Source organism: Streptomyces sp. NPDC044064, assembly GCF_056434245.1.
The window spans coordinates 154,752-176,854 of sequence record NZ_JBWKFN010000006.1 but is presented as its reverse complement, the minus strand read 5'-3'; the positions used below and the strand labels follow the sequence as shown (position 1 = coordinate 176,854).

Sequence of the window (22,103 nt, the reverse complement as noted above, 5' to 3'; positions counted from 1 at the left end):
CGGATCGGGGCGTCCTGCCGGCCCGCCGAGGCGGCGGGTAACGGGGAGCCCCGCCGCTTCATGGCCGGTGGCCGCAGCGGCGCCGACGGCAGGGCCGGCGTGATCGGCGCGGCCGTGCGGGGCTCGTGGACGTTCATGACACCGGCTCCGTCAGTTCGCGGTCGACCGGGATGTCGGCCGTGACCGTCACCGCGGCCGGGGCCAGGTCGGCGGGGGTCGGCATCACACTGCCGGGGAGCCGGACGGCGGCGGCGCCGTGGGCGACGGCGGAGGCGAGGGCCTCCGGGCCGCGGCCGCCGGCGATCAGGAAGCCGGCGAGGGAGGAGTCGCCGGCGCCCACGTTGCTGCGTACGGCGTCCACGTGCGCGCTGCCGAACCAGGCGCCCGCGCCGTCCACCAGCAGCTGCCCGTCGGCACCCAGGCTCGCGAGCACGGCGCGCGCGCCCATCTCGCGCAGTTCCTCGGCCGCCTTCACCGCGTCGCCCACCGTCGCCAGGGGGCGCCCGACGGCTTCCGCCAGCTCCTCGGCGTTCGGCTTCACCACGTCGGGCCGGGCGCGCAGCGCCTCCAGGAGCGCGCGCCCCGAGGTGTCCAGGGCGATGCGTGCGCCGCCGGCGTGCGCCCGCGTGACGACGTCGGCGTACCAGGAGGGCGTGAGGCCCCGGGGCAGGCTTCCGCAGCACGCGATCCAGTCCGCGTCGCGGGACTGCTCGCGGACGGCGTCCAGGAGCAGCTCCTGTTCGGCCGGGGACAGTTCGGGGCCCGGCGCGTTGATCTTCGTGAGCACCCCGTCCGCCTCCGCGAGCGCGATGTTCGAGCGGGTGGCACCGGCGACCGGGACCGGAGCGACCTCGATGCCCTGCGCGTCGAGCAGATCGGCGACGAGCGCACCCGGCGCACCGCCCAGGGGCAGTACGGCGACCGTGCGCCGCCCGGCGGCCGCGACGGCGCGCGAGACGTTCACGCCCTTGCCACCGGGGTCCGTGCGCTCGGTCTCGGCCCGGATGACCTCGCCACGCTTCAGTTTCTGGACCTCGTAGGTGCGGTCGAGGGACGGGTTGGGAGTGACGGTGAGGATCATGCGCGCACTACTTCCGTGCCGCCGCGCTCGATCACGGCGGCGTCTTCGGGGCTCAGCCCGCTGTCGGTGATCAGCAGGTCCACGTCGCTCAGGTCGCCGAAGCGGGCGAAGTGCTCCTGGCCGTGCTTGGCGGAGTCGGCGAGGAGGACGACGCGGCGGGCGGCGGCGACGGCCGCGCGCTTGACCGCGGCCTCGGCGAGGTCGGGGGTGGTCAGACCGTGCTCGGCGGAGAAGCCGTTGGCGGCGACGAACAGGACGTCGGCGCGGATCTCGCCGTACGCGCGCAACGCCCAGGCGTCCACCGCGGCGCGTGTGCGGTGCCGGACGCGCCCGCCGACCAGGTGCAGCTGGATGCCCGGGTGGTCGGCGAGGCGGGCGGCGATCGGCAGGCTGTGCGTGACGACGGTGAGGGAGGCCTCCAGCGGGATGGCCGCGGCCAACCGCGCCACCGTCGTACCGGCGTCGAGGATCATCGTGCCCTCGACGGGCAGCTCGGCGAGGGCCGCCTTGGCGATGCGGTCCTTCTCGTCGGCGGCGGTGGACTCGCGTTCGGCGAGGTCCGGCTCGAAGTCGAGGCGGCCGACCGGGATGGCACCGCCGTGCACCCGGCGGACGAGGCCCGCACGGTCGAGGGCCTTCAGATCCCGGCGGATCGTCTCCGCCGTGACCTGGAACTCCTCGGCCAGCGACAGCACGTCCACCCGGCCGCCATCACGGGCGATCCGGAGGATCTCCTGCTGCCGCTCCGGTGCGTACATGTCCGTTTGCCTCCGCCTCATGCCCGAACGTGTGGTTTCACCGCGAGACTACGCCTCGATTTTCGGGAAGTAAACAGGTTCGGGCCACAATCGGGCATGAACGGACTTCCGGTTCTGTCCGGACAGCAGAAGGGCCCGGTACCTGGTCGGTACCGGGCCCCCTCCTGCCTCTGGTCAGGACACCAGCTCGGGTTCCCTCTCCACCGCCGGAGCGTCGGACGCGCCCTCCACGTGCTGCGCCGGACGCTTCGGCAGAGCGGACATCAGCAGGAAGATCACGCCCATCACGCCGGCCACCCACCACAGCGCGTGCTGGAAGCCGTGGACGAAGGCCGGGCCCACCTCGGCGCGCGTCAGCCGGTCGTCGATCACGCCGAAGAACACCACCGAGACCAGTCCGAGGCCGAGCGCGTTGCCCATCTGCTGCACGGTGTTGATCAGGCCGGACGCGGAACCGGCGTGCTCGCGCGGCACCTCCGAGAGCACCGCGTCCGTCAGCGGGGCCACGATCAGGCCCATGCCGGCGCCCATCACGACCAGCGGAAGGGCCATCTGCCAGGAGGCGATACCGAGGCCGTACCGGTGCGACTCCCAGATGTAGACGAGGACGCCCGCACCCATCACCAGCGCGCCCATCTGGAGCACGTTACGGCCGAAGCGCGGGACCAGCTTCTGCACGGACATGCCGGCCGCCGTCGAGACCGCGAGCGAGAACGGCACGCCCGTCAGGCCGGCCCGCAGCGGGCTCCAGCCCAGCCCGACCTGCATGTACAGCGTCCAGACCAGGAAGAAGATGCCGAGCGCCACGCCGAAGACGGCCTGCACGGCGATACCGGCGGCGAAGCTCTTCACACGGAACAGCGACAGCTCGATCAGCGGGGAACCGTCCTGGGCCGCCTTGCGCCGCTCGTACGCCACCAGCGCCGCGAAGACGCCGAACGCGCCGGCCATCGAGACGTACCCCCACAGCGGCCAGCCCAGCTCGCGGCCGCGGGTGAGCGGGTAGAGCAGCATCAGCAGACCCAGGGTCACCAGGGCGACGCCGACGAGGTCCAGCTTCAGCGCCTTCGGGGCGCGGGACTCGCTGATGAAGCGGCGCCCGAGGAGGAAGGCGGCGACGCCCACGGGGAGGTTGATCAGGAAGATCGGGCGCCACTCGAGCCCGAACAGGTTCCACTCCGTCAGCAGGGCGCCGAGCAGCGGGCCGGAGACCGCGCCCAGGCCGACGATCGCGCCGAAGAGACCGAAGACCTTGCCGCGCTCGTGGGCGGGGAAGGTGGCGTGCACGATCGACAGGACCTGCGGGACCATCATCGCCGCCATGCCGCCCTGCAGGATGCGGGAGGCGACCAGCATCTCGGGGTTCGCGGCGAAGCCGCACAGGGCCGAGGCCAGGGTGAAGCCGCCGATGCCGATGAGGAACATCCGGCGGCGGCCGTGGATGTCGCCGAGCCGGCCGCCGGTGATCAGACCGGCGGCGAAGGCCAGGGCGTAGCCCGCGGTTATCCACTGGATCTGGCTGAAGGAGGCGCCCTCGTCGTGCTGGATCGAGGGGATCGCGATGTTGACGATCGTGACGTCGACGAGGTCCATGAAGGCCGCGGTCATCACGATCGCGAGCGCGAACCACCGGCGGCGGTCGCCCGGGCTCTGCTCTGCGCTGAGGGTCTGTTCCGTGGAGGTCATGGGTACAAGTTAGGACCCCATTAGGTCAGATCGTGTCCTAGTTGTAGGGCATTCTCGAACACATGACGACGGACACTCCGGCTCGGCTCCTCCAGTTGCTCTCCCTCCTCCAGACCCCGCGTGAGTGGCCCGGCGGCGAGCTGTCCGACCGGCTCGGGGTGTCCCGCCGTACCGTGCGGCGGGACATCGACCGGCTGCGGGAGCTGGGCTATCCCGTGCAGGCCACGAAGGGCGCCGACGGCGGATACCGGCTGGTCGCGGGCAAGGCGATGCCGCCGCTGGTGCTCGACGACGAGGAGGCGGTGGCGATCGCGGTCGGGCTGCGGGCCGGTGCCGGACACGCGGTGGAGGGGGTGGAGGAGGCGTCGGTGCGGGCGCTGGCGAAGCTGGAGCAGGTGCTGCCCTCGCGGCTGCGGCACCGGGTCTCGACGCTGCAGGCCGCGACGACGGCGCTGACCAGCGGGGACGGGGCGAGCATCGCGCCCGAGACGCTGACCGTGATGGCGTCGACGGTGGCCGGGCACGAGCGGCTGCGGTTCGCCTACCGGGACAAGGACGGCAGCGAGTCACGGCGGCTGGCCGAGCCGCATCAGCTGGTGTCCACCGGGCGGCGGTGGTACCTCGTCGCGTACGACCTCGGGCGCGACGACTGGCGGACGTTCCGGGTGGACCGGGTACGGGAGCCGTTCGCCACCGGCGTGCGGTTCGCTCCGCGGGAGTTGCCGATGGGAAGCGCGGCGGAGTACCTGCGGCGGTCCATCCAGCGGCGGCCCGACACCGGGACGTACGAGTTCGAGGTCCGGTTCGCCGGGTCCGTGGAAGAGGTGTCGTCGCGGGTGCCCGGTTGGGTCGGGGTGCCGGAGCCGGACGGGGAGGGCTGGTGCGTGGTGCGGGGCAGCAGCGGGGATCCGGTGGAGTGGCTGGCGGTGCGGCTGGCGATGACGGGGGGTGAGTTCTCGGTTCGGGGACCGGCCGAACTCGCGGTGTGCGTACGTGAGTTGGGCGCGCGGTTGAGCCGGGCGGGGGGAACCGGGGCGGCCTAGGCGGGTTTCAGCCGACCTCCTGAGCGGCCGCGCAGCCGACGGGGCTGCAACTCCCAGCGGCGCGGGGAACTGCGCGACCGGCCACAACGTGCCCGCAGCCGCACAGCCGGCGGAGCGAACGGTGCCGGCTACTCCTCGTCCCACTCGAACTCCCCCAGCGCATCCAGGTTCTGGAGGGCCAGGGCTGCCGGGCCGGTGGGGCCGGTGGGTGGAGACGTCGTGGTGGACCAGGATTCGACGGCCACCCGGACCGCCGCGCCCGCCACCGCCGCAGCGAAGTGGAGGCGCGGGGGGATCGCGGCCGGGCGGGCAACGTTGTCGCCGGGCTCCGGATCGGCGGAGACCGTCTGCCCTCGGGACACCGGCGAACGCTCCGCCAGAATCTCCGCGAGCGTCTTCTCCGAGGACTGGCAGACCTCCGCCCAGACCTTGCGCAGGGCGGGACTCGCGTCGGCCAGACGGATCAGGGTGCGGACCCATTCCCAGGACGAGGCCGAGACGGCGGCGCCGGGGGTGAGGGTCTGGTGGACCGCGTGGCGCAGGGCCTCCGGGACGGTGAGCGCCGGCGGGGCCTCGCGCACCGCCTGCGTCCAGAGCTGGGCACCCGCCGCGTAGAGAGGGGCCACCGCCTCCTCCTTCGAGGCGAAGTAGCGGTAGAACGTGCGCGGGGCGATGCCCGCCGCCTGGGCGATGTCCTCCGCCCGGGTGGCACGCAGCCCTTGGCGGACGAAAAGGGCGGCCGCCGCGCGGGCGATCTCCATGCGGGTCTCCGCCTTGCGGCGCTCCGTCAGGGACGCCGGGGCGGGGGCCGAGGCGGAAAAGGGCTGGTGCGCGGTGTTGCCCGTGGTGCTGGGGGTGCTCACCTCGGCAGGCTATGCCGATGTGGCAGAATCTGCCATCCGGCGGGCCACCCCGGGGTTCAGGTACGGGGTGGCCCGCCGATCCAGCATGTCCGCACCGCCGGCCTTCGGCGAGCCGACCCTCTTCCTCCGCTCCCCGCTCTCCTCCCCCGCGCCCACGGCAAGAAGCCGGGCCCCGGCGCCTGGGGGGGGGTAGGCGCCGAAGCCCGGCTCTGGGAAGGTCCCGGCGCCGGGGGGGGATGGCGCGGGGACGTGGCTCACTTGTCGAGCAGGAACTGACGAAGAAGACCTACGACGTGCTCGTCACTGGCAGACGTGGGGTGTCCGCGAAGGGCGGGAGTGCGGGCCCTGGGGTCCAACTCCTGGGCCCTGAAGGGTTGTTCCCTCGGGCCCCGGGGTTGAAGCGATGGGACCACGCCATGTTTGCGCCGTCTTTCGCCACCGGGCGTACGCCCGGTTTCGTCATGGCCGCACTTCCCCGTCCGTCACGCCGCCGCGTCGAAGCCGGTGGTGCGGGCCAGCTTCTTCAGTTCGAGCAGCGCGTGCTTCTCGATCTGGCGGATGCGCTCGCGGGTCAGGCCGTGCTCCTTGCCGACCTCGGTCAGGGTGCGCTCACGGCCGTCCTCGATGCCGTACCGCATCTTGATGATGGAGGCCGTGCGCTGGTCCAGGCGGCCGATCAGGTCGTCCAGCTCCTCACTGCGCAGCAGCGTGAGCACCGACTGCTCCGGTGACACCGCCGAGGTGTCCTCCAGGAGGTCGCCGAACTGGGTGTCGCCGTCGTCGTCCACGGACATGTTGAGCGAGACCGGGTCACGGGACCAGTCGAGCACGTCGGTCACGCGCTCCGGCGTCGAGCCCAGCTCGGCGGCGATCTCCGCGGGCTCCGGATCGCGCCCGTTCTCGCGGTTGAACTCGCGCTGCACGCGGCGGATACGGCCCAGTTCCTCCACCAGGTGGACGGGGAGCCGGATCGTGCGGGACTGGTCGGCGATGGAGCGGGTGATGGCCTGACGGATCCACCAGGTGGCGTACGTCGAGAACTTGAAGCCCTTGCGGTAGTCGAACTTCTCGACGGCGCGCACCAGACCGGCGTTGCCCTCCTGGATCAGGTCGAGGAGGGGCAGGCCGCTGCGCGGGTAGCGCCGGGCCACCGCCACGACCAGGCGGAGGTTGGAGCGGATGAAGACGTCCTTGGCCCGCTCGCCCGCGGCGACCAGGGCCTCCAACTCCTCGCGGGAGGCATCCGTGTGTGACTCCTCCTCGCCGTCGAGGACCTGCCGCGCGAACACACCCGCCTCGATGGTCTGGGACAGCTCGACTTCCTTGGCGGCGTCGAGCAGCGGCGTGCGCGCGATCTCGTCGAGATACATACCGACCAGGTCGCGATCGGCGATCTCGCCGCCATGGGCGCGAACACTGCGGGCCGAGTCGGCCGTCTCGCCGGTGGCGGACTGACGACGGGCGACGGCACGGGTTGCCATGCGTGCTCCCTTGCGATGGTGGGCGGGCGGTGGTCCTTAAGGGATGCTCAGCACTCCTGGAACTCCTGGGACTCTCCACGAGTGCCCGGCATCCGAAGGAAACAACGACTGGAATCCGGACAGAATTCCCAACCCGACCCTCAATTTTTCTGATCTTGCAGTACCCTGTCCGACCACAGGGAGGACGGATGCCGTCGGCGTATGCAGAAGTGCAGGTCAGACCGGGAGTCGAGAGCGACCTCGAAGCCCTCACGGACATCTACAACCACTACGTACGCGAGACACCCATCACGTTCGACACAGTGATCTTCGCGCCGGAGGAGCGCCGCCCTTGGCTGCTCTCCCACCCGGAAGACGGGCCGTACCGCCTGATGGTTGCCACGGACGGACGAAGTCGGCGGATTCTTGGGTACGCCACATCCAGCCCTTACCGGGCGAAGCCCGCGTACGCGACATCCGTGGAGACTTCGGTGTACGTCGCTCCGGACGCCGGCCGCCGCGGGATCGGCACCCTGCTCTACGACACCCTCTTCAAGGCCCTGGCCGACGAGGACATCCACCGCGCCTACGCCGGCATCGCCCAGCCCAACGAGGCCTCCGAGCGGCTGCACACACGCTTCGGCTTCCGGTACGTCGGAACCTACCGGGAGGTCGGGCGCAAGTTCGGCCGCTACTGGGACGTGGCCTGGTACGAGAAGGACCTCTAGGCCGGCCGGACCGCCGGAAGAACCTCCGGATCAGCCGAACTGCACCGACCGCTTCGCCATTCCCATCCAGAACCCGTCGATCACCGACTTCTGCGCGTCCAGCTCGCCGCCCGCCTCCGCCGCGCCCATGGTGACGAAGAGCGGGGCGAAGTGCTCGGTGCGCGGGTGGGCGTAGCGGCCGGCCGGGGCCTTGTGGAGGAAGTCCAGCAGCGCGTCCCAGTCACGGGTCTCCAGGACCCGCCGGCCCCAGTCGTCGAACTCGGAGGACCAGCTCGGCACGCCCCCGCCCGTGTGGCGCAGGGCGGCCAGGTTGTGGGTGAAGAAGCCGGAGCCGACGATCAGCACGCCCTCGTCGCGCAGCGGGGCGAGCCTGCGGCCGATGTCCATGAGACGCCGGGGATCGAGGGTGGGCAGGGAGACCTGCAGGACGGGGATGTCGGCGGCCGGGAACATCTCGACGAGGGGGACGTAGGCACCGTGGTCGAGGCCGCGGTCGGGGATGTCCTGGACGGGGGTGCCGGGGGCGCGCAGCAGCTTGCGGACGGACTCGGCAAGTCCGGGCGCGCCGGGGGCGGCGTACCGGACCCGGTAGTAGTGCTCGGGGAAGCCCCAGAAGTCGTAGACGAGCGGGATGGTCTCGGTCGCGCCGAGGGCGAGGGGGGCCTCCTCCCAATGCGCGGAGACCATGAGGATCGCCTTGGGGCGCGGCAGGTCCGCGGACCAGGCGGCGAGCTGGCCGGGCCAGACCGGGTCGTCGGCGAGCGGCGGGGCGCCATGGCTGAGATACAGGGCGGGCATGCGCTCCTGGGTGGCGGACATGACGGCGGCTCCCAATGCGTCGGTCGGGTACTGCTGTTGGTGCGGTCCCAGTACTGCGGGCCAGATGTTTTAACTCTCAAGCTCTTGGCGACAGAGTACGCCTGACTTGTTCAAGTTTCAAGGAGATGCCCCGTACAGTGGAATGCATGAACACGGCAACGGACTCCGCCGGCCGGCACCGCTGGCTGACCGACGAGGAGCAGCGCGTCTGGCGCGCCTATCTGCACGCCACCACCCTGCTGGAGGACCACCTCGACCGGCAGCTGCAGCGGGACGCGGGCATGCCGCACATCTACTACGGCCTGCTCGTCAGCCTCGCCGAGGCGCCGCGCCGCCGGCTGCGGATGACCGAGCTGGCGATGAAGGCGAAGATCACCCGTTCCCGGCTGTCGCACGCCATCGCGCGCCTGGAGAAGAACGGCTGGGTCCGCCGTGAGGACTGCCCCTCCGACAAGCGCGGCCAGTTCGCGGTGCTCACCGACGAGGGCACCGAGGTGCTGCGCCGGACCGCGCCGGGCCATGTGACCGCCGTACGGCAGGCGCTGTTCGAGCGGCTGACCCCGGAACAGCAGAAGACCCTCGGCGAGATCATGGAGATCGTCGCCGAGGGCCTTCAGCCCAACGAAGCGGGTGCGGACCTGCCCTGGCTCCGCTAGTCCGGCCGAGCCGACCGGTTCACCGTACGGGCGCTCAGTGGGCGACCACCGGCACCGGCACCTCGTCCTCGGCGCCCTCGCCGGAGGCCACCGTGGTGGTGCCCGGGCGGCCGGCGTTGACGAAGGTGAAGGCGATCAGCGACGCGAGGCCCAGGATGCCGACGGCGAACCAGATCGCCGCGCTGTAGCCGTGCACCATGCCCTCCAGCTGGACCAGCTGCTGCTGCGGCTTGGAGGCCGCACCGGCGATGTGGTCCTTGACGTACGAGGTCGTCGCGGACGCGGCGATCGTGTTCAGCAGGGCGGTGCCGATCGCGCCGCCCACCTGCTGCGAGGTGTTGACCATCGCGGAGGCGACACCGGCGTCCCGGGGCTCGACGCCCGAGGTGGCCAGGGACATGGCCGGCATGAACGCCGTACCCATGCCGAGGCCGAGCAGCAGCATCGCGGGCAGCAGCAGCGTGGTGTAGGAGGAGTCGACCTCCAGCTGGGTCAGCAGCAGCATGCCGAGACCGGCGACCAGGAAGCCCGGGCCCATCAGGAAGCGGGCCGGGACCCGGGTCATCAGGCGGGTGCCGATCTGGGTGGAGCCGGTGATCATGCCCGCGATCATCGGCAGGAACGCGAAGCCGGTCTTGACCGGCGAGTAGCCCTTCACGACCTGCAGGTAGTAGGTCAGGAAGAGGAACAGGCCGAACATGCCGATGATCGCGAGGCCCAGGGAGAGGTAGATCCCGCCGCGGTTGCGGTCGGTGACGACGCGCAGCGGCAGCAGCGGGGCCTTGACCCGGGACTCGACCAGCGCGAAGGCGGTCAGCAGCACCACGGACGCGACGAACATCGAGATGGTCACGGCGTCGCTCCAGCCGTCGGACTCGGCACGGGTGAAGCCGTAGACGAGGGCGACGAGGCCGAGGGTGGACAGGATCACGCCGGGGATGTCGAGCGGGGAGCGGTTGCGGCCGCCCTCCGGCTCACGGATGACGAAGTTGGCGCCGAGCGCGGCGGCGACGGCGAACGGGACGTTCACGAAGAAGGTCCAGCGCCAGTCCAGGTACTCGGTGAGGAAGCCGCCGAGGATCAGACCGACGGCGCCACCGCCACCGGCGATCGCGCCGTAGATGCCGAACGCCTTGGCGCGCTCCTTGGCGTCCGTGAACATCACGGCGAGCAGGGACAGCGCGGCCGGGGCGAGCAGGGCGCCGAAGACACCCTGGAGCGCGCGGGCGCCGAACATCATCGCGCCGGTGGTGGCGACACCGCCGAGCACGGAGGCGGCGGCGAAGCCGGTCAGGCCGAGGACGAAGGCGCGCTTGCGGCCCCACAGGTCGGCGATGCGGCCGCCGAAGAGCAGCAGACCACCGAAGGCGAGGGCGTAGGCGGTGACGACCCACTGCCGGTTGCCGTCGGATATGCCGAGGTCCTGCTGGGCGGAGGGCAGGGCGATGTTCACGATGGTGGCGTCGAGGACGACCATCAGCTGGGCGAGCGCGATGAAGACGAGCGCCTTCCAGCGGTTGGCGTCACCGCTCGATGCAGCGGCGCCGGGAGCCTTGAGGGCTGTTTCGGACATGGGGATACCCACTTCGGGACTTCGTGACGGAAAAAATCAGAAAACGGAAAACTGTCGGGCGTGGCGTGCTGAGGGCCGGCTCGTCGTCGCCGACGACCGGGGTGCTGGTGTGAGGGAGACCGCCGGCGCGGCCGGAACTAATCGCTCAGCACCGGCGCAGCTCCTTGATGGTCACGGCCGTCCCCGGCAGGGCCGAGCGGGCGGGGGCCCGCAGCCCGTCCAGGAACAGCTGCAGATGGCGGTGGACGAAGCGGTCGCTGCTCAGGCAGTCGGTGCCGGCCGGCGGCCGGCTGAGCTGGGCGGCGGCGATCATCACGTCGCCGACGCCCACGTCGGCGCGGAGCTGGCCCGCCTCCTTGGCCCGGCCCATGACCTCCTCGATCAGCTGCTCGACCCGTTCCCGGGACGCCACCAGATCGGGGTGGTCCTTGTCGAAGGTGCTGGAGACCATGGGGCACAGCGCGCTGATCCGCTCGTCGGCAGCGGCGTGCACGAAGTGCTCCAGGGCGGCGAAGGCGTCCCCGGTCTCCGCGAGGGCCTGCTCGGCCGCTTCGGCCGTGCGGTCCATGACGGAGCAGACGACCTCGCGGACGAGGGCGTCACGGTCCGGGAAGTTGCGGTACAGGGTGGCATTGCCGACGCCGGCCCGGCGGGCGATCTCGTCCAGCGGCACGTCCGGGCCGTGCTCGACGAACATCTCCCGGGCGGCGGTGACGATCCGCTCCCGGTTGCGCAGGGCGTCGGCTCGCGGCCGGGTCACCTTGCGGGTCGGGGTTGCGGTCTGCACGGCGTGCTCCCTGAGTCGTTGACGGTGGTCCGGGTTCGCCGGGCGATCCGGGGAAGGACTCCCCGCTTCGCTCGGACACAGGTCTAAACGGGGAAGGGCTCCCCGGTTATTTCCCGACCCCGAAAGGAATTCCTGTGACCTGAACCACACTTGCCGGGCACGGTTCCCACCCGCCCGCGCGGGGATTTCCCACGATCGGTCTCCCCCAGCGCGCGCCCCCCACCCCATCGACACAGGGTGAGCGCAAGGGTGCAGCCGGCGACCGGCGGCTGCCGTGGAGCGGAAGGTCCATGCATGCAGCCGCACTCGCCCCGCCGCCGCATACGCCCGCGCCGCGTGGCCGCCCTCGTCGCCGTGACCGTCCTGACCCTCGCGGTCAGCACCTCGGCCGGGACCGGTCACCTGGCGGCGCCCACCACCGCCGGGCCGATAGGCCTGGCCCGCTCCACCCTCTCGCCGTGTCTGATCCACAGCGGCCTGGACATCCAGATGACCGAGGGCCTGCCCACCGCGGCCGGTTACTCCCGCTCCACCGGCACGGTCCACGCGCTGACCCTGATGGTCGACTTCTCCGACGCGCCCGGGCAGGGCAGCGCGCTCGACCGCTTCCACGAGTTCTTCCCGCAGACCCAGGAATGGTTCCACGCGGCGTCGTACGGCCGGCTCGACTACCACCCCGAGACCCCGATCACGTCCTGGCTGCGGATGCCGAAGCCCTTCAAGGAATACGGCATAGAGCGCGGAGCGCCCTTCGACCCCGGCTACCGGCAGCTGGTGCAGGACATCGTCGCCGCCGCCGATCCCGAGGTGGACTTCCGCTCGTACAACCTGCTGAACGTGCTGGTCACCCCGAACGCCGGCCCCTCCGCCCTGGACACGGTGCTGTCCGTGACCTTCGCCGGCAACGCCGACGCCCCGGTCGCCGACGGCGTCCCCATCGCCAACGCGTCCTTCGTCTACTCCCGCCAGGACGACGGCTCCGGCTCCTACTCCCGCACCGGCTACCGCGTCCTGCCGCACGAGAACGGCCACACCTTCGGACTGCCCGACCTCTACACCCAGGAGGGCGGGGGCACCGTCGGGCACTGGGACATCATGAGCGAGGACTGGGGGGCCAACAACGACCTGCTCGGCTGGCACAAGTGGAAGCTGGGCTGGCTGGACGGCAACCAGGTCGGCTGCGCGGCCGGCCCGGGCACCGTCGACTACACGCTGACACCGCTGTACAAGGAGGGCGGCGGGAAGCTGGTCCTCGTGCCGCTCGACGCGCGGACGACGTACGCGCTGGAGCTGCGCGCCCCGGGCGGCAACGACGAGGCGGTGTGCAAGCCGGGCATCCTCGTCTACAAGGTCGACGCCACCGTGGACACCGGACGCGGCCCGGTCACCGTGTACGACGCCCACCGCGGCAGCGGCGGCTGCACCCGCAGCCCCAACGTCCAGGCGGAACTGTCCGACGCCCCCTTCACCACCGGCGAGTCCTTCAAGGACCCACGCCACGGCATCACGATCGAGGTGCTGGGGGCGGACGATTCCGGGAACTACAAGGTGCGGATCACACGGAGCTAGCGGGACCGGGGCACAGGCGGGGCGGCCGCCGCGCGGGCGGGTCTACCGTAGGCGTGCCTGGATGCCGTATCGGAGAGTTGATGCCCGCGAACACCGCACTGGATGCCGAGGCCCGCGCCGGGGTGCCGGCCGAGGCGGTCGCGCCGTTGATCCGCGGGATCGCCGTGCTGCGGCGGCTGACCGAGGCGGGCGGCACGCTGAGCCCGAGCGCGCTGGAGCGGGCCACCGGGCTCGCCCGGTCCACGGTCGACCGGATCACCGCCACCCTGGCCCGCATGGGGTACGTCCGCCTCGACGGCCGGGACGTCGTCCTCGCCCCCCGTGTGATGGAGCTGGGCAACGCCTACCTGGCCGCCCTGCGCCTGCCCGCGCTGCTCGGCGCGCGCGCGGACGCCCTGGCCGACGAACTGGACGAGTCGGTGTCGCTCGCGGTGGCCGACCTGGACGGCATCCGCTTCATCCACCAGGCCACCCGCCGCCGCGCGATGTCCGTGAGCTTCCGCATCGGCGACCTGCTGCCGGCCGAACGCACCGCGCCCGGACCGCTGTTCGCGGCCGACTGGACGGACGCGGACTGGCAGCGGTGGCGGGCCCGGCGGGCCGAGGACCCGGGGGACGCCTCCTTCCCCGCCGTACCGCCCCGGCCGGCATCCGCCGCGGACGACTTCGAACGGCGGGCGGAACGGGCCCGCCGGCACGGCTGGGCACTGGACGACCAGCTGATCGAACCGGGCCTGGTCGCGGTGTCCGTACCGGTACGGGAGCCGGACACCGGCCGGGTGGCGTGCGTGGCGAGCGTGGTCAGCCACACCAGCCGCCACTCGGCGGCCGGCCTGCGCACCTCCCTGCTTCCCCGGCTGCGTACGGCGGTGGCGGCGATGGAGGCCGACCTGCGCGAGGCACCGCGGCCGCAGCCCGGCCCGCCGCCCTCGGGCCTGGCGACCTGGACGACGGCGTCCAAGCACGAACTGGGCCGGGAGTTCGTCGAGTCCCTGGCCCGGGGCCTGACCGTGCTGACCGCGTTCGGCGCGGACCGCTCCGCGCTGCCGCTGACCGAGGTGGCCCGGGCGACCGGCCTGACGCGCGCCACGGCCCGGCGGGCGCTGATCACGTACGAGCACCTGGGCCTGGTGTCCGCGGGCCCCGACCGCGCCTTCACCCTCACGCCCCGCGTCCTCGACCTGGGCTTCCCGCCGCTGTCCCGCACCACGCTCCCCCGCCTCGCCGAGCCCCATCTGCGGGCCCTCACCGACCGGTTGCACGAGCCGACGGCGCTGGCGGTCCTGGTGCCGGGCGCGGATGCGGAGATCCAGTACACGGCCGGGGCGGGCGCGAACCGGGTGCTGACCGTGGACGTCACGGTGGGCACCCGGCTGCCGGCCGCGCCGACCTCCCTGGGCCGCGTCCTCCTCGCGGACGGCGCCGAGCCCCTGTCCCCCGCCCTCGCCGAGGTCCGTGCGCAGGGCTACGCACTCGTCGACGAGGAGCTGGAGTCGGGTCTGCGGTCGATGGCCGTACCCGTACGGGACCGCACGGGCCGGGCCGTCGCCGCGGTGAACGTGGCCACTCATCCGGCCCGCCGCACCCTTGAGGAGTGCGTCGACGACCTCCTCCCCGCCCTCCGCGCGACCGCCGACCGCATCCGGTCGGACCTGCACACCGCGTCCCGCTTCACGCGGGTCCCGCCGGCCTGAGCGCCGGCCCGAGCACCGGCCTGACGCCCCCTCGGCCGACATCGCCCCGCCGAAGGCCGAACAGGCCCGTTGGTAGCCTGGACAAACATCCTTCCAAGCCTCTCCACGCCCCAACTGCGCCCTTTCCAGACCCTTTCCACGCCCCTTCCAGTTCGGAAACCGAGACCCTCCATGCTCGACGCCAGCACCATCGACGCACTGTTCCCCGCGGACCTTCCGGAGCCCGCGCACTGGGAGCAGCGCTACCCGGCCCGCGACCTGCCCGCCGGCGCGCAGGTCACCCGGCTGGCGCCGTCGCCGACCGGCTTCGTCCACATCGGCGGGATCTACGCGGGCCTGATCAACCAGGCCGTCGCGCACCGCACCGGTGGCACGTACCTGCTCCGCATCGAGGACACCGACCAGTCGCGCCAGGTCGAGGGCGCGATCGAGCAGTTCAACCGGGCGTTCGACTACTTCGCCCTGCCCGCCGACAACGCCACGGCCGTCGGCGACTACGGCCCCTACCTCCAGTCGGCACGCCAGGAGATCTACCTCAGTTACGTGCGTGCGCTGCTGCGGACCGGACAGGCCTATCTCTGCTTCGCGACCCAGGAGGAACTGGCCGGCATCCGGCAGCGCCAGGAGGACGCCAAGGTGCCGACGGGCTACTACGGCGACTGGGCGATCTGGCGGGACGCCGACTCCGGCGAGGTCGCGGCCAGGCTCGCCGAGGGCGCGCCCTACGTGGTGCGTTTCCGCTCGCCCGCCCTGCGCGGTGCCCGCCGGTCCTTCACGGACGCCATCCGCGGACGCCTGGAGCACGAGGACAACCGCAACGACGTGGTGATCCTCAAATCCTCGGACAGCGCGGTGCGGTTGCCCACGTACCACTTCGCGCACGTCGTGGACGACCACCTGATGCGGGTCGACCTCGTCATCAGGGGCGAGGAGTGGATCTCCTCCGTTCCCGTGCACCTCCAGCTCTTCGAGGCGCTCGGCTTCGAACCGCCCGTGTACGCGCACATCGCGCCGCTGATGAAGCAGATCAAGGGCGGCAAACGGAAGCTCTCCAAGCGCAAGGACCCCGAGTCCACGGTCGACTTCTATCTCGGCGAGGGCTACCCGGCCGAGCCGGTGCTCTACTACCTCCGCGGTCTCGCGAACGGCCGGCTGGCCGAACTCCCCCTCGCCCAGGCCCTTCAGGAGCCCATCAGGCTCGAGGACTGCGGGGTGGCGGGTCCGCTGGTCGACCTGGTGAAGCTGGAGGGCATCAGCGCGGACCACATCGCCACGCTGAGCAGCGAGCAGATCCTCACCGCCGTACGCGAGTGGGCCCTGTCCCACGACCCCGACCTCGTGCCGGTGCTGGACGCCGAGCGGGCACTCGCACTGGCAGCCGTGGACGTGGAGCGGGTGGGCGTGGACAACCCCCGCAAGGATCTCCGCAAGTGGTCGGACTTCCGCGACGCCTACGGCTTCTTCTTCCCGCAGCTGTTCACGCTCGTCGCCGCCGGGGACGAGCGTCTCGGCGGCCTCGACGAGGACCTGGTCCGCGCCTTCGCGCGGGACTTCGCGGCGCAGTACGCGGAACTGGACGACCCCCAGGCCTGGTTCGACCAGATCCGGACGCTCGCCGCCAAGCACGGCTTCGCCCCCTCGCCCAAGGAGCACAAGAAGAACCCGGACGCCTACCCCGGCTCGATCCGCGAGGCCTCCCAGCTGATCCGGGTGGCCCTGACCGGCTCGACCCGCAGCCCGGACCTCTTCGCCGTGGCCCGCACGCTGGGCCGCGACGAGGTACTCCGCCGCGTGTCCGCACTGGCCGAGTAGCCCTCTCCGGCCACCCCCACCCGCCTGCCACCGCAAACGCTCGAACCTCCCACGACGGCAGCCGCTACACTGTCGGTGCAGATCCTCGCCTTCGTAGCTCAGGGGATAGAGCACCGCTCTCCTAAAGCGGGTGTCGCAGGTTCGAATCCTGCCGGGGGCACAAGACAAAGGGCCAGTTCAGAGGCATGATCCTCTCGAACTGGCCCTTTGCTGTGATCACGGCCGTGCCACACCCGTGCCACAAGGTCCGCTAGGAGTCCGCGTCACCCCGCTCTTTGCGGATCATCGAGCCGAGCCGATCGGCGATCTCCCGGTCACGGCCGTTGACCATGTGCTGGTAGATCAGCGCCGCGCGAGGTGTGCTGTGCCCCATCCGGGTCATCAGCTCACGCAGACTCGCACCGGACGCGGCGAGAGTGTTCCCGGTGTGTCGAAGATCGTGGAAGTGAACGTCTGCCGTGATGCCTGCCAGGGTCCTGGCCCTGATCCAGTCGTCCCGGAAGTTGCTCCGCCGCAGCCGACCGCCCCTAGGGCCAAGGAAGACGTGACCGTCACGGCCGGGACCTGCGTAGGCGTCGAGGTGCTGCGTCACGTCCGGCAGGAGTTCACTCGGAAAGGCCACGGGGCGAACACCGGCGTTGGACTTCGGCGCCTTGTCGAAGAGCGATCCTGTCTGCATCTCTGCCTGCGAGCGCTGGACCACGACCACAGCACCGGCCAAGTTCACGTCCCGCCGGCGGAGCGACGCCAGCTCCCCGAAGCGGAGCCCAGCGAAGGCGGCCAGGAGAACGAGCAGCCTGTAGCGCGGGGCGATCGCCTCAGCCACGGCGTACACCTCCGCCACGGTGAGGACTGGCCGTTCCGGTACGTCGTAGCGGTCCGCCCCCTTGATCCGGCACGGGTTGCGTCGGATCAACTCGTCACCGAGCAATGGCCACTGAAGGCAACGGCCGCCAGCCGAAATACCAGCGAATCGCCAACGAGTTGAAGGAGGCGATCCGCGCGGGCAGGTATGGGCCGGGGGACCGACTGCCCGGTGAGAACGACCTCATGGCGCAGTACGAGGTGGCGCGCATGGCCGCGCGACAGGCACTCGGTGTGCTCCAGAGTGAAGGCATCGTCGAGGCCCGGAAGGGCGCCGGAGTCTTTGTCCGCGACTTCCAACCCTTGAGGCGGAAGGGCATCCAGCGGCTCTCTCAGCAGCAGTGGGGACCAGGGAAGTCCGTGTGGTCGGCAGACCTCGAGGAGCGGAACCTGACGGTGGACCAGGTGCAGGTCACCGAGGAGGAAGCTCCCGATCATGTCGCACCTGTGCTGGAGCTGGAGGAGGCGGAGCGCGTCTGTGTGAGGCGTCGCCGGTTCGTCCTCGACGGCAAGCCGGTTCTCGTCGCTACGTCGTACCTGCCCGCTTCTCTTGTCGAGGGATCAGCCATTACCCGGAAGGACACGGGGCCTGGTGGCACGTACGCGCGGCTCGCCGAACTCGGTTACAACCCAGTGCACTTCCGTGAGGAGATCCGTTCGCGGATGCCCTCTCAGGAAGAGGCCTCACAACTCAGTCTGTCGATGGGCACACCTGTGATCCTCATTTGCCGGACAGCTTTCGCCGACGAGGGGCGCCCTGTCGAGATCAACGAGATGGTTCTTGACTCGGCCTCCTACATCCTGGAGTACGACTTCGACGCCTGAGAGCGGCGGTCCCGTTACAGGTTTCTCTACCTCATCAAGCCCCGGCTGCGCTCCGCTCCGCCGGGCGCGCTTCCCGGCTCCGCTGCGGGCGCCGCTCCTGCCTTCGGCCCGCTCCGCCCGCGCTGCGCCGACGCGCGCCCACTGGTGGATAGGGCCGGTGGCCATGAGGCGATCACCGCATAGGGCGGCCACGGCCAGAACAGTGCCTCCGGCGGGGGATCGGCCGGCACCGGGAGGAGGGGGCGCCGTCGCCGACTGCGGGTCCGTCGTGGCGGATGCTGGGAGCTCCCATCCCGCACACCATCGACCCAGGCAGAGCCGAGCAGACGCGGCCCCTGGCGTCCAGGTCGTTCGTACAGTGGCGCGCTCCACCTGGACGCCAGGAACCACGCCCGCTCCACGGTGTGTGGGTCGACGGCGTACGGGATGGGAGCTAGGGAAAGTGGTGGGTGAAGGCCGGCGCGAGACGTGCAGGTGTGTCCGGGGCCGGTTTGGCACATCGGACGCGGGTTGATGGCGCCGTGAATGCCTGGCACAGCGGCGGGGACTCGGGCTGTGGAGGTTAGAAAGTCAGCTTTCCTCGGTGTCCTCCGGGAATCCTTACATCCGGGCCTTCGCCGCCCTCACCGCATCCCCCGGAGCACGAGCCCACTACGACCGCCGCCCCGCAGCCGAAGTGCGGATCGACGTCCACCAGGCGGTGAGGCGGTCCGCCATTGCATCCACGTCGTAGGGGTGACTCAAGCCGAAGTGCTCCGTCAGCTCGTCCCAAAGGTGCGGGTTACGGCCGCGCAAACCTTGGCAGCTCGCTGCGCTCGCGCGCGACTGCGTTCGGGAACTCCCGCCCGCCGCGTGCTTCCGGGCCGACTCGGACCTAGCGTGCTCGACGGGTCGGCACAGTCCCTGCGACTCTCCCGGTTACGCTCGCGCAGGAGCGCCCCGCGGCGCGTGGCTGCGGGGCGCCCTGTGGGGTTTAGTCGATCCCCAGGCCGTCGTATGTACCGCCCTTGCAGTCGAAGCCCTCTACCGTTCCGCCGCCCTCCCTGCACTGGTCAGAGGTGACCCACCGTTGACCAGGGGTGGGGCTGGGTGCGGCGGCGGTGGCGGTGGCGGCGCCTGTGAGGCCGAGTCCGGCGAGGGCTGCCGTGGCGATGACGGCGGCGAGGATTCGTCGACTGCGCATTTGGTTCCCCTTTCGCGGATTGCCTCAGTTGGGGCACTAGCCAGCGTGACTTTCACCCATGTGGGTGGCACGTCACGTTGCGCCATTCGGGTGACACGGCTGGCGGGTGCGGGGTCGGTGACGCGACCCGGCCGGGCAGGCCCTAGAACGAAGAGACCACCCATTGCGCTCGCGCGCGACGGCGGGCGGGAGCTCCCGCCCGCCGCGTGCTTCCGGGCCGACTCGGACCTAGCGTGCCCGACGGGACGGCACAGTCCCTGCGACTCTCCCGGCTACGCTCGCGCAGGAGCGCCCCGCGGCGCGTGGCTGCGGGGCGCTTTGTGGGGTTTAGTCGATGGTGTACCCGTCGTATGTACCGCCCGTGCATTTGACGGTGTTGTGCAGATAGGGCTCTCCGCCGCCCTCCCTGCACTTAGCAGGGCTGACGTAGTTGAAGTGAGGGGTGGGGCTGGGTGTGTCGGCGGTGGCGGTGGCGGCGCCTGTGAGGCCGAGTCCGGCGAGGGCTGCCGTGGCGATGACGGCGGCGAGGATTCGTCGACTGCGCATTTGGTTCCCCTTTCGCGGATTGCCTCAGTTGGGGCACTAGCCAGCGTGACTTTCACCCATGTGGGTGGCACGTCACGTTGCGCCATTCGGGTGACACGGCTGGCGGGTGCGGGGTCGGTGACGCGACCCGGCCGGGCAGGCCCTAGAACGAAGAGACCACCCCGGCCGGATGGGTGGTCTCAGGGAGCCCAACGCGTAGTACCCCAAGTCGTCGAGGAGTTGGCGCGCCAGATCTCCGAGGCAGTTGCCGGACCCTCCGGAGCTGTGGGGTGAGTGTCTAACTGCGTGACAACGCCCCCGCACAGCGGCAGACACCCACGGACGCCAATGGACGATCGCCGCAGTTGAGCAGTGCTCTGGCCCAAGTTGGAGCGCCTGCTCAAGTTGCTTCGGGACGAAGAGGTCGCCGCGCCACAGCCGTGCCAGAAGCAGGGGTCAGCAGCGGTCAACAAGGGTTGCCAGCGGGTGCACCCGCGCCCGTTAGCTCGGCCGGCGAAGCGGCAGGTCACCGGCCCGACGCCCCAGCCTCTCTCCTAAAGCGGTGGCTTCTTGACAAGCGGCAGCGGCCAGCCGGCGCAGGCCACTAGTGCGCTGCCGTCCTCGGTGAGGAAGAGCAGCGTGGTCCATGTCCGATCGGCGGTATCGATCAGCCCTGTACGCACGGGCCTGCCATGTTCACTGACGAGCTGCACCGCTCGTTCCAGCCCAAGAGGTTCGAGTCCGTGCATCCGCATGCGCTGAAGTCGGCCCTTGAAGACTCCGGCATGTACGCCAGCGGGTTGTGCCCGGTCTGCCACCCAGTAGGTGGCGCCGCTGCGGAGGGTGGCCAGAGCTATCACAGACGCCTCGTCATCACCGGCCAACAGCGATTCCAGCACATGCCGTTCCATGGTCACCCCCGTCTGGATCCTGCGGTACAGCAGCCAGGTACCGCAACCCCAGCAACCGCCCCTGCACGGTGGCATCCCTCCAGGCTCGCCCAACGGTCGGAATGGCCGTCACTGACCGATCCGGCTATAGCTACGGATCAGAAGTTCCCCGTGCCACACCCGTGCCAGATCCAGCGGGGAGCTACGGGGAACGACGGTGGCTGGTGGGTGGCTGACCCTCGGTCCGCCCAAGTGGACAGTTCGCAGGTCAGAACGGCACTCGCCTCACCTCGCTCCTAAAGCGGGTGTCGCAGGTTCGAATCCTGCCGGGGGCACAAGGGAAAAGGCCCCGGACCGATCATGGTCCGGGGCCTTTGACATCCAGGTTTGACATCAACGGGGGCGGTCACCGGCGACTGGGACGCCCCCTGAGCATCGTGGCAAACGGTCGGCAGGGCGGTGGAATCACCTACTTGCCGACGCGCGCCACGAGCAGCGGCTGGAAGAAGCCCGTCTCGTGCGGCATCAGCCACTCGGGGTCCACAAACCCTGCGTCGGTCACGAGGCCGACGAGCCGGTCCCGGCCGAGCGCCCAGTAGACGGTCCGACGGACCTTGACGCGCCAATCTCCGCCGGTCGGCAGCAGTTGGAAGTGCTCCACGTCGTAGTGTTCGCCGTCCTCGTGCCAGTGCCAGAGCTGGAACGTGACGGTCCGTTCTCCCCCGTCAATCGGCTGGTGGACCTGTGGAGGCGCTGAAGCGGGTCGGTCACGCAGCAGGTCGTCGTAGGGGCGCGTGCTGAGCAGCAGCAGGCCGGCGGGAAGCAGCACGCGGCGCATCTCCGCCAGGGCGGCGTGGACGTCCTGCTCCGTCAGCAGGTGGGGCAGGGCGTTGTCGGCGCAGACGACGGTGTCGAACCGGCCGTCGGGAAACGGCAGGCGTCGCATGTCTGCGGCAGCCGTGCGCAGCGTCACGTTGCGGTGGGCGGCCTCACGGGCAGCGCGGGCGGCGGCACGAACGCTGAGGTCCGTACCGGTGACGCGGTGCCCGCGCAGCGCCAGACCGATGGCCTGCGTGCCGATGCCACAGGAGCAGTCGAGCACTGACGCGTTGCCCTGGCCTATCAGGCCGTCCAGGGCATCTCCCTGCCGACGAATGCCTGCGTCCCAGTCTGCGTAGATCAGGTGGTAGTCATCAGCCAGCTCGTCATAGAAATGTGCCACCGAGGTCTCGGACATGACCCGAGGCTACGGTGCGTAAGCCCCAGCGCAAGGGCCCCGGATCGATC

19 protein-coding genes, 1 tRNA gene and 1 pseudogene are annotated in these 22,103 nt (G+C 70.8%); 8 read left to right on the top strand and 13 right to left on the bottom strand.

Annotated elements, in window-relative coordinates:
• Positions 1–133 precede the first annotated feature (133 nt).
• From pfkB to AC07DS_RS12315, 3 genes are all read right to left on the bottom strand, one after another.
• Entirely contained in the window at positions 134–1,081 is a 948-nt protein-coding gene (gene pfkB / locus AC07DS_RS12325) for a 1-phosphofructokinase (RefSeq protein ID WP_479144476.1), read from the bottom strand.
• Positions 1,078–1,839 (bottom strand): DeoR/GlpR family DNA-binding transcription regulator, encoded by a 762-nt coding sequence (locus AC07DS_RS12320; protein ID WP_479144474.1) that lies wholly within the window; start codon positions 1,837–1,839, stop codon positions 1,078–1,080. The genes pfkB and AC07DS_RS12320 overlap by 4 nt, the downstream gene beginning before the upstream one ends.
• A 174-nt stretch (positions 1,840–2,013) precedes the next feature.
• The gene (locus AC07DS_RS12315; protein WP_479144472.1) at positions 2,014–3,525 is read right to left on the bottom strand and encodes an MFS transporter; all 1,512 of its coding nucleotides are present in this window, start codon (positions 3,523–3,525) and stop codon (positions 2,014–2,016) included.
• Positions 3,526–3,587: 62 nt separating this feature from the next.
• Here AC07DS_RS12315 and AC07DS_RS12310 point away from each other — a divergent pair, with 62 nt between their 5' ends.
• Positions 3,588–4,568 carry a helix-turn-helix transcriptional regulator gene (locus AC07DS_RS12310; RefSeq protein ID WP_479144470.1) on the top strand — a complete coding sequence of 327 codons (981 nt, stop codon included), beginning with the start codon at positions 3,588–3,590 and terminating at the stop codon, positions 4,566–4,568.
• 128 nt (positions 4,569–4,696) lie between these two features.
• On the opposite strand, the gene AC07DS_RS12305 is transcribed toward AC07DS_RS12310, so the two are convergent.
• Positions 4,697–5,329: a TetR/AcrR family transcriptional regulator gene (locus AC07DS_RS12305; RefSeq protein ID WP_479144747.1), complete on the bottom strand. Its 633-nt coding sequence runs from the start codon at positions 5,327–5,329 to the stop codon at positions 4,697–4,699.
• Between the two features lie 584 nt (positions 5,330–5,913).
• The gene (locus tag AC07DS_RS12300; RefSeq protein WP_479144468.1) at positions 5,914–6,912 is read right to left on the bottom strand and encodes a sigma-70 family RNA polymerase sigma factor; all 999 of its coding nucleotides are present in this window, start codon (positions 6,910–6,912) and stop codon (positions 5,914–5,916) included.
• Positions 6,913–7,100: 188 nt separating this feature from the next.
• Here AC07DS_RS12300 and AC07DS_RS12295 point away from each other — a divergent pair, with 188 nt between their 5' ends.
• Positions 7,101–7,619, top strand: a complete 519-nt coding sequence (locus AC07DS_RS12295) for an N-acetyltransferase family protein (RefSeq protein ID WP_479144466.1) — start codon at positions 7,101–7,103, stop codon at positions 7,617–7,619.
• 30 nt (positions 7,620–7,649) lie between these two features.
• Here AC07DS_RS12295 and AC07DS_RS12290 read toward each other — a convergent pair whose 3' ends face one another.
• Complete coding sequence (locus tag AC07DS_RS12290) at positions 7,650–8,438, bottom strand: dioxygenase family protein (RefSeq protein ID WP_479144464.1); 789 nt, start codon at positions 8,436–8,438, stop codon at positions 7,650–7,652.
• A gap of 146 nt (positions 8,439–8,584) precedes the next feature.
• Here AC07DS_RS12290 and AC07DS_RS12285 point away from each other — a divergent pair, with 146 nt between their 5' ends.
• Positions 8,585–9,094: a MarR family winged helix-turn-helix transcriptional regulator gene (locus AC07DS_RS12285; RefSeq protein WP_145876402.1), complete on the top strand. Its 510-nt coding sequence runs from the start codon at positions 8,585–8,587 to the stop codon at positions 9,092–9,094.
• Between the two features lie 34 nt (positions 9,095–9,128).
• Here the strand turns inward: AC07DS_RS12285 and AC07DS_RS12280 are convergent, their stop codons facing one another.
• Together AC07DS_RS12280 and AC07DS_RS12275 are read right to left on the bottom strand one after the other, a co-directional pair.
• Positions 9,129–10,667, bottom strand: a complete 1,539-nt coding sequence (locus AC07DS_RS12280; RefSeq protein WP_479144462.1) for an MFS transporter — start codon at positions 10,665–10,667, stop codon at positions 9,129–9,131.
• Positions 10,668–10,812: 145 nt separating this feature from the next.
• Positions 10,813–11,454, bottom strand: a complete 642-nt coding sequence (locus AC07DS_RS12275) for a TetR/AcrR family transcriptional regulator (RefSeq protein ID WP_145876398.1) — start codon at positions 11,452–11,454, stop codon at positions 10,813–10,815.
• Between the two features lie 294 nt (positions 11,455–11,748).
• On the opposite strand from AC07DS_RS12275, the gene AC07DS_RS12270 reads away from it, so the two are divergent.
• From AC07DS_RS12270 to AC07DS_RS12255, 4 genes are all read left to right on the top strand, one after another.
• The gene (locus AC07DS_RS12270; protein WP_479144460.1) at positions 11,749–13,023 is read left to right on the top strand and encodes a M6 family metalloprotease domain-containing protein; all 1,275 of its coding nucleotides are present in this window, start codon (positions 11,749–11,751) and stop codon (positions 13,021–13,023) included.
• An 80-nt stretch (positions 13,024–13,103) separates the two neighbouring features.
• Positions 13,104–14,717 (top strand): IclR family transcriptional regulator domain-containing protein, encoded by a 1,614-nt coding sequence (locus tag AC07DS_RS12265; protein WP_479144458.1) that lies wholly within the window; start codon positions 13,104–13,106, stop codon positions 14,715–14,717.
• Positions 14,718–14,888: 171 nt separating this feature from the next.
• The gene (locus AC07DS_RS12260; protein ID WP_479144456.1) at positions 14,889–16,529 is read left to right on the top strand and encodes a glutamate--tRNA ligase; all 1,641 of its coding nucleotides are present in this window, start codon (positions 14,889–14,891) and stop codon (positions 16,527–16,529) included.
• Between the two features lie 87 nt (positions 16,530–16,616).
• A tRNA-Arg gene (locus AC07DS_RS12255) sits at positions 16,617–16,689 on the top strand.
• A gap of 90 nt (positions 16,690–16,779) precedes the next feature.
• On the opposite strand, the pseudogene AC07DS_RS12250 reads toward AC07DS_RS12255, so the two are convergent.
• Positions 16,780–17,451: pseudogene (locus AC07DS_RS12250) on the bottom strand (tyrosine-type recombinase/integrase); the annotation flags it as partial.
• An 8-nt stretch (positions 17,452–17,459) separates the two neighbouring features.
• Between AC07DS_RS12250 and AC07DS_RS12245 the strand changes: the two are divergent.
• Positions 17,460–18,218 (top strand): GntR family transcriptional regulator, encoded by a 759-nt coding sequence (locus AC07DS_RS12245; RefSeq protein WP_479144454.1) that lies wholly within the window; start codon positions 17,460–17,462, stop codon positions 18,216–18,218.
• A gap of 973 nt (positions 18,219–19,191) precedes the next feature.
• Here the strand turns inward: AC07DS_RS12245 and AC07DS_RS12240 are convergent.
• The 4 genes from AC07DS_RS12240 to AC07DS_RS12225 form a co-directional block, all read right to left on the bottom strand.
• On the bottom strand, positions 19,192–19,401 hold the full coding sequence (locus AC07DS_RS12240; protein WP_479144452.1) for a hypothetical protein: 210 nt from the start codon (positions 19,399–19,401) through the stop codon (positions 19,192–19,194).
• A gap of 327 nt (positions 19,402–19,728) precedes the next feature.
• Complete coding sequence (locus tag AC07DS_RS12235) at positions 19,729–19,947, bottom strand: hypothetical protein (RefSeq protein ID WP_479144450.1); 219 nt, start codon at positions 19,945–19,947, stop codon at positions 19,729–19,731.
• A 533-nt stretch (positions 19,948–20,480) separates the two neighbouring features.
• Positions 20,481–20,837, bottom strand: a complete 357-nt coding sequence (locus AC07DS_RS12230; protein WP_479144745.1) for a hypothetical protein — start codon at positions 20,835–20,837, stop codon at positions 20,481–20,483.
• A 448-nt stretch (positions 20,838–21,285) separates the two neighbouring features.
• Positions 21,286–22,053, bottom strand: coding sequence for a class I SAM-dependent methyltransferase (locus AC07DS_RS12225; RefSeq protein WP_479144448.1), 768 nt, complete (start codon positions 22,051–22,053; stop codon positions 21,286–21,288).
• Positions 22,054–22,103 lie beyond the last annotated feature (50 nt).

What these genes read in the sequence shown, in the direction of transcription:
- pfkB (WP_479144476.1), bottom strand. Translation starts at nt 1,081, where the DNA reads ATGATCCTCACCGTCACTCCCAACCCGTCCCTCGACCGCACCTACGAG.
- AC07DS_RS12320 (WP_479144474.1), bottom strand. Translation starts at nt 1,839, where the DNA reads ATGTACGCACCGGAGCGGCAGCAGGAGATCCTCCGGATCGCCCGTGAT.
- AC07DS_RS12315 (WP_479144472.1), bottom strand. Translation starts at nt 3,525, where the DNA reads ATGACCTCCACGGAACAGACCCTCAGCGCAGAGCAGAGCCCGGGCGAC.
- AC07DS_RS12310 (WP_479144470.1), top strand. Translation starts at nt 3,588, where the DNA reads ATGACGACGGACACTCCGGCTCGGCTCCTCCAGTTGCTCTCCCTCCTC.
- AC07DS_RS12305 (WP_479144747.1), bottom strand. Translation starts at nt 5,329, where the DNA reads ATGGAGATCGCCCGCGCGGCGGCCGCCCTTTTCGTCCGCCAAGGGCTG.
- AC07DS_RS12300 (WP_479144468.1), bottom strand. Translation starts at nt 6,912, where the DNA reads ATGGCAACCCGTGCCGTCGCCCGTCGTCAGTCCGCCACCGGCGAGACG.
- AC07DS_RS12295 (WP_479144466.1), top strand. Translation starts at nt 7,101, where the DNA reads ATGCCGTCGGCGTATGCAGAAGTGCAGGTCAGACCGGGAGTCGAGAGC.
- AC07DS_RS12290 (WP_479144464.1), bottom strand. Translation starts at nt 8,438, where the DNA reads ATGTCCGCCACCCAGGAGCGCATGCCCGCCCTGTATCTCAGCCATGGC.
- AC07DS_RS12285 (WP_145876402.1), top strand. Translation starts at nt 8,585, where the DNA reads ATGAACACGGCAACGGACTCCGCCGGCCGGCACCGCTGGCTGACCGAC.
- AC07DS_RS12280 (WP_479144462.1), bottom strand. Translation starts at nt 10,667, where the DNA reads ATGTCCGAAACAGCCCTCAAGGCTCCCGGCGCCGCTGCATCGAGCGGT.
- AC07DS_RS12270 (WP_479144460.1), top strand. Translation starts at nt 11,749, where the DNA reads ATGCAGCCGCACTCGCCCCGCCGCCGCATACGCCCGCGCCGCGTGGCC.
- AC07DS_RS12265 (WP_479144458.1), top strand. Translation starts at nt 13,104, where the DNA reads ATGCCCGCGAACACCGCACTGGATGCCGAGGCCCGCGCCGGGGTGCCG.
- AC07DS_RS12260 (WP_479144456.1), top strand. Translation starts at nt 14,889, where the DNA reads ATGCTCGACGCCAGCACCATCGACGCACTGTTCCCCGCGGACCTTCCG.
- AC07DS_RS12245 (WP_479144454.1), top strand. Translation starts at nt 17,460, where the DNA reads ATGGCCACTGAAGGCAACGGCCGCCAGCCGAAATACCAGCGAATCGCC.
- AC07DS_RS12240 (WP_479144452.1), bottom strand. Translation starts at nt 19,401, where the DNA reads ATGCGCAGTCGACGAATCCTCGCCGCCGTCATCGCCACGGCAGCCCTC.
- AC07DS_RS12235 (WP_479144450.1), bottom strand. Translation starts at nt 19,947, where the DNA reads ATGCGCAGTCGACGAATCCTCGCCGCCGTCATCGCCACGGCAGCCCTC.
- AC07DS_RS12230 (WP_479144745.1), bottom strand. Translation starts at nt 20,837, where the DNA reads ATGGAACGGCATGTGCTGGAATCGCTGTTGGCCGGTGATGACGAGGCG.
- AC07DS_RS12225 (WP_479144448.1), bottom strand. Translation starts at nt 22,053, where the DNA reads ATGTCCGAGACCTCGGTGGCACATTTCTATGACGAGCTGGCTGATGAC.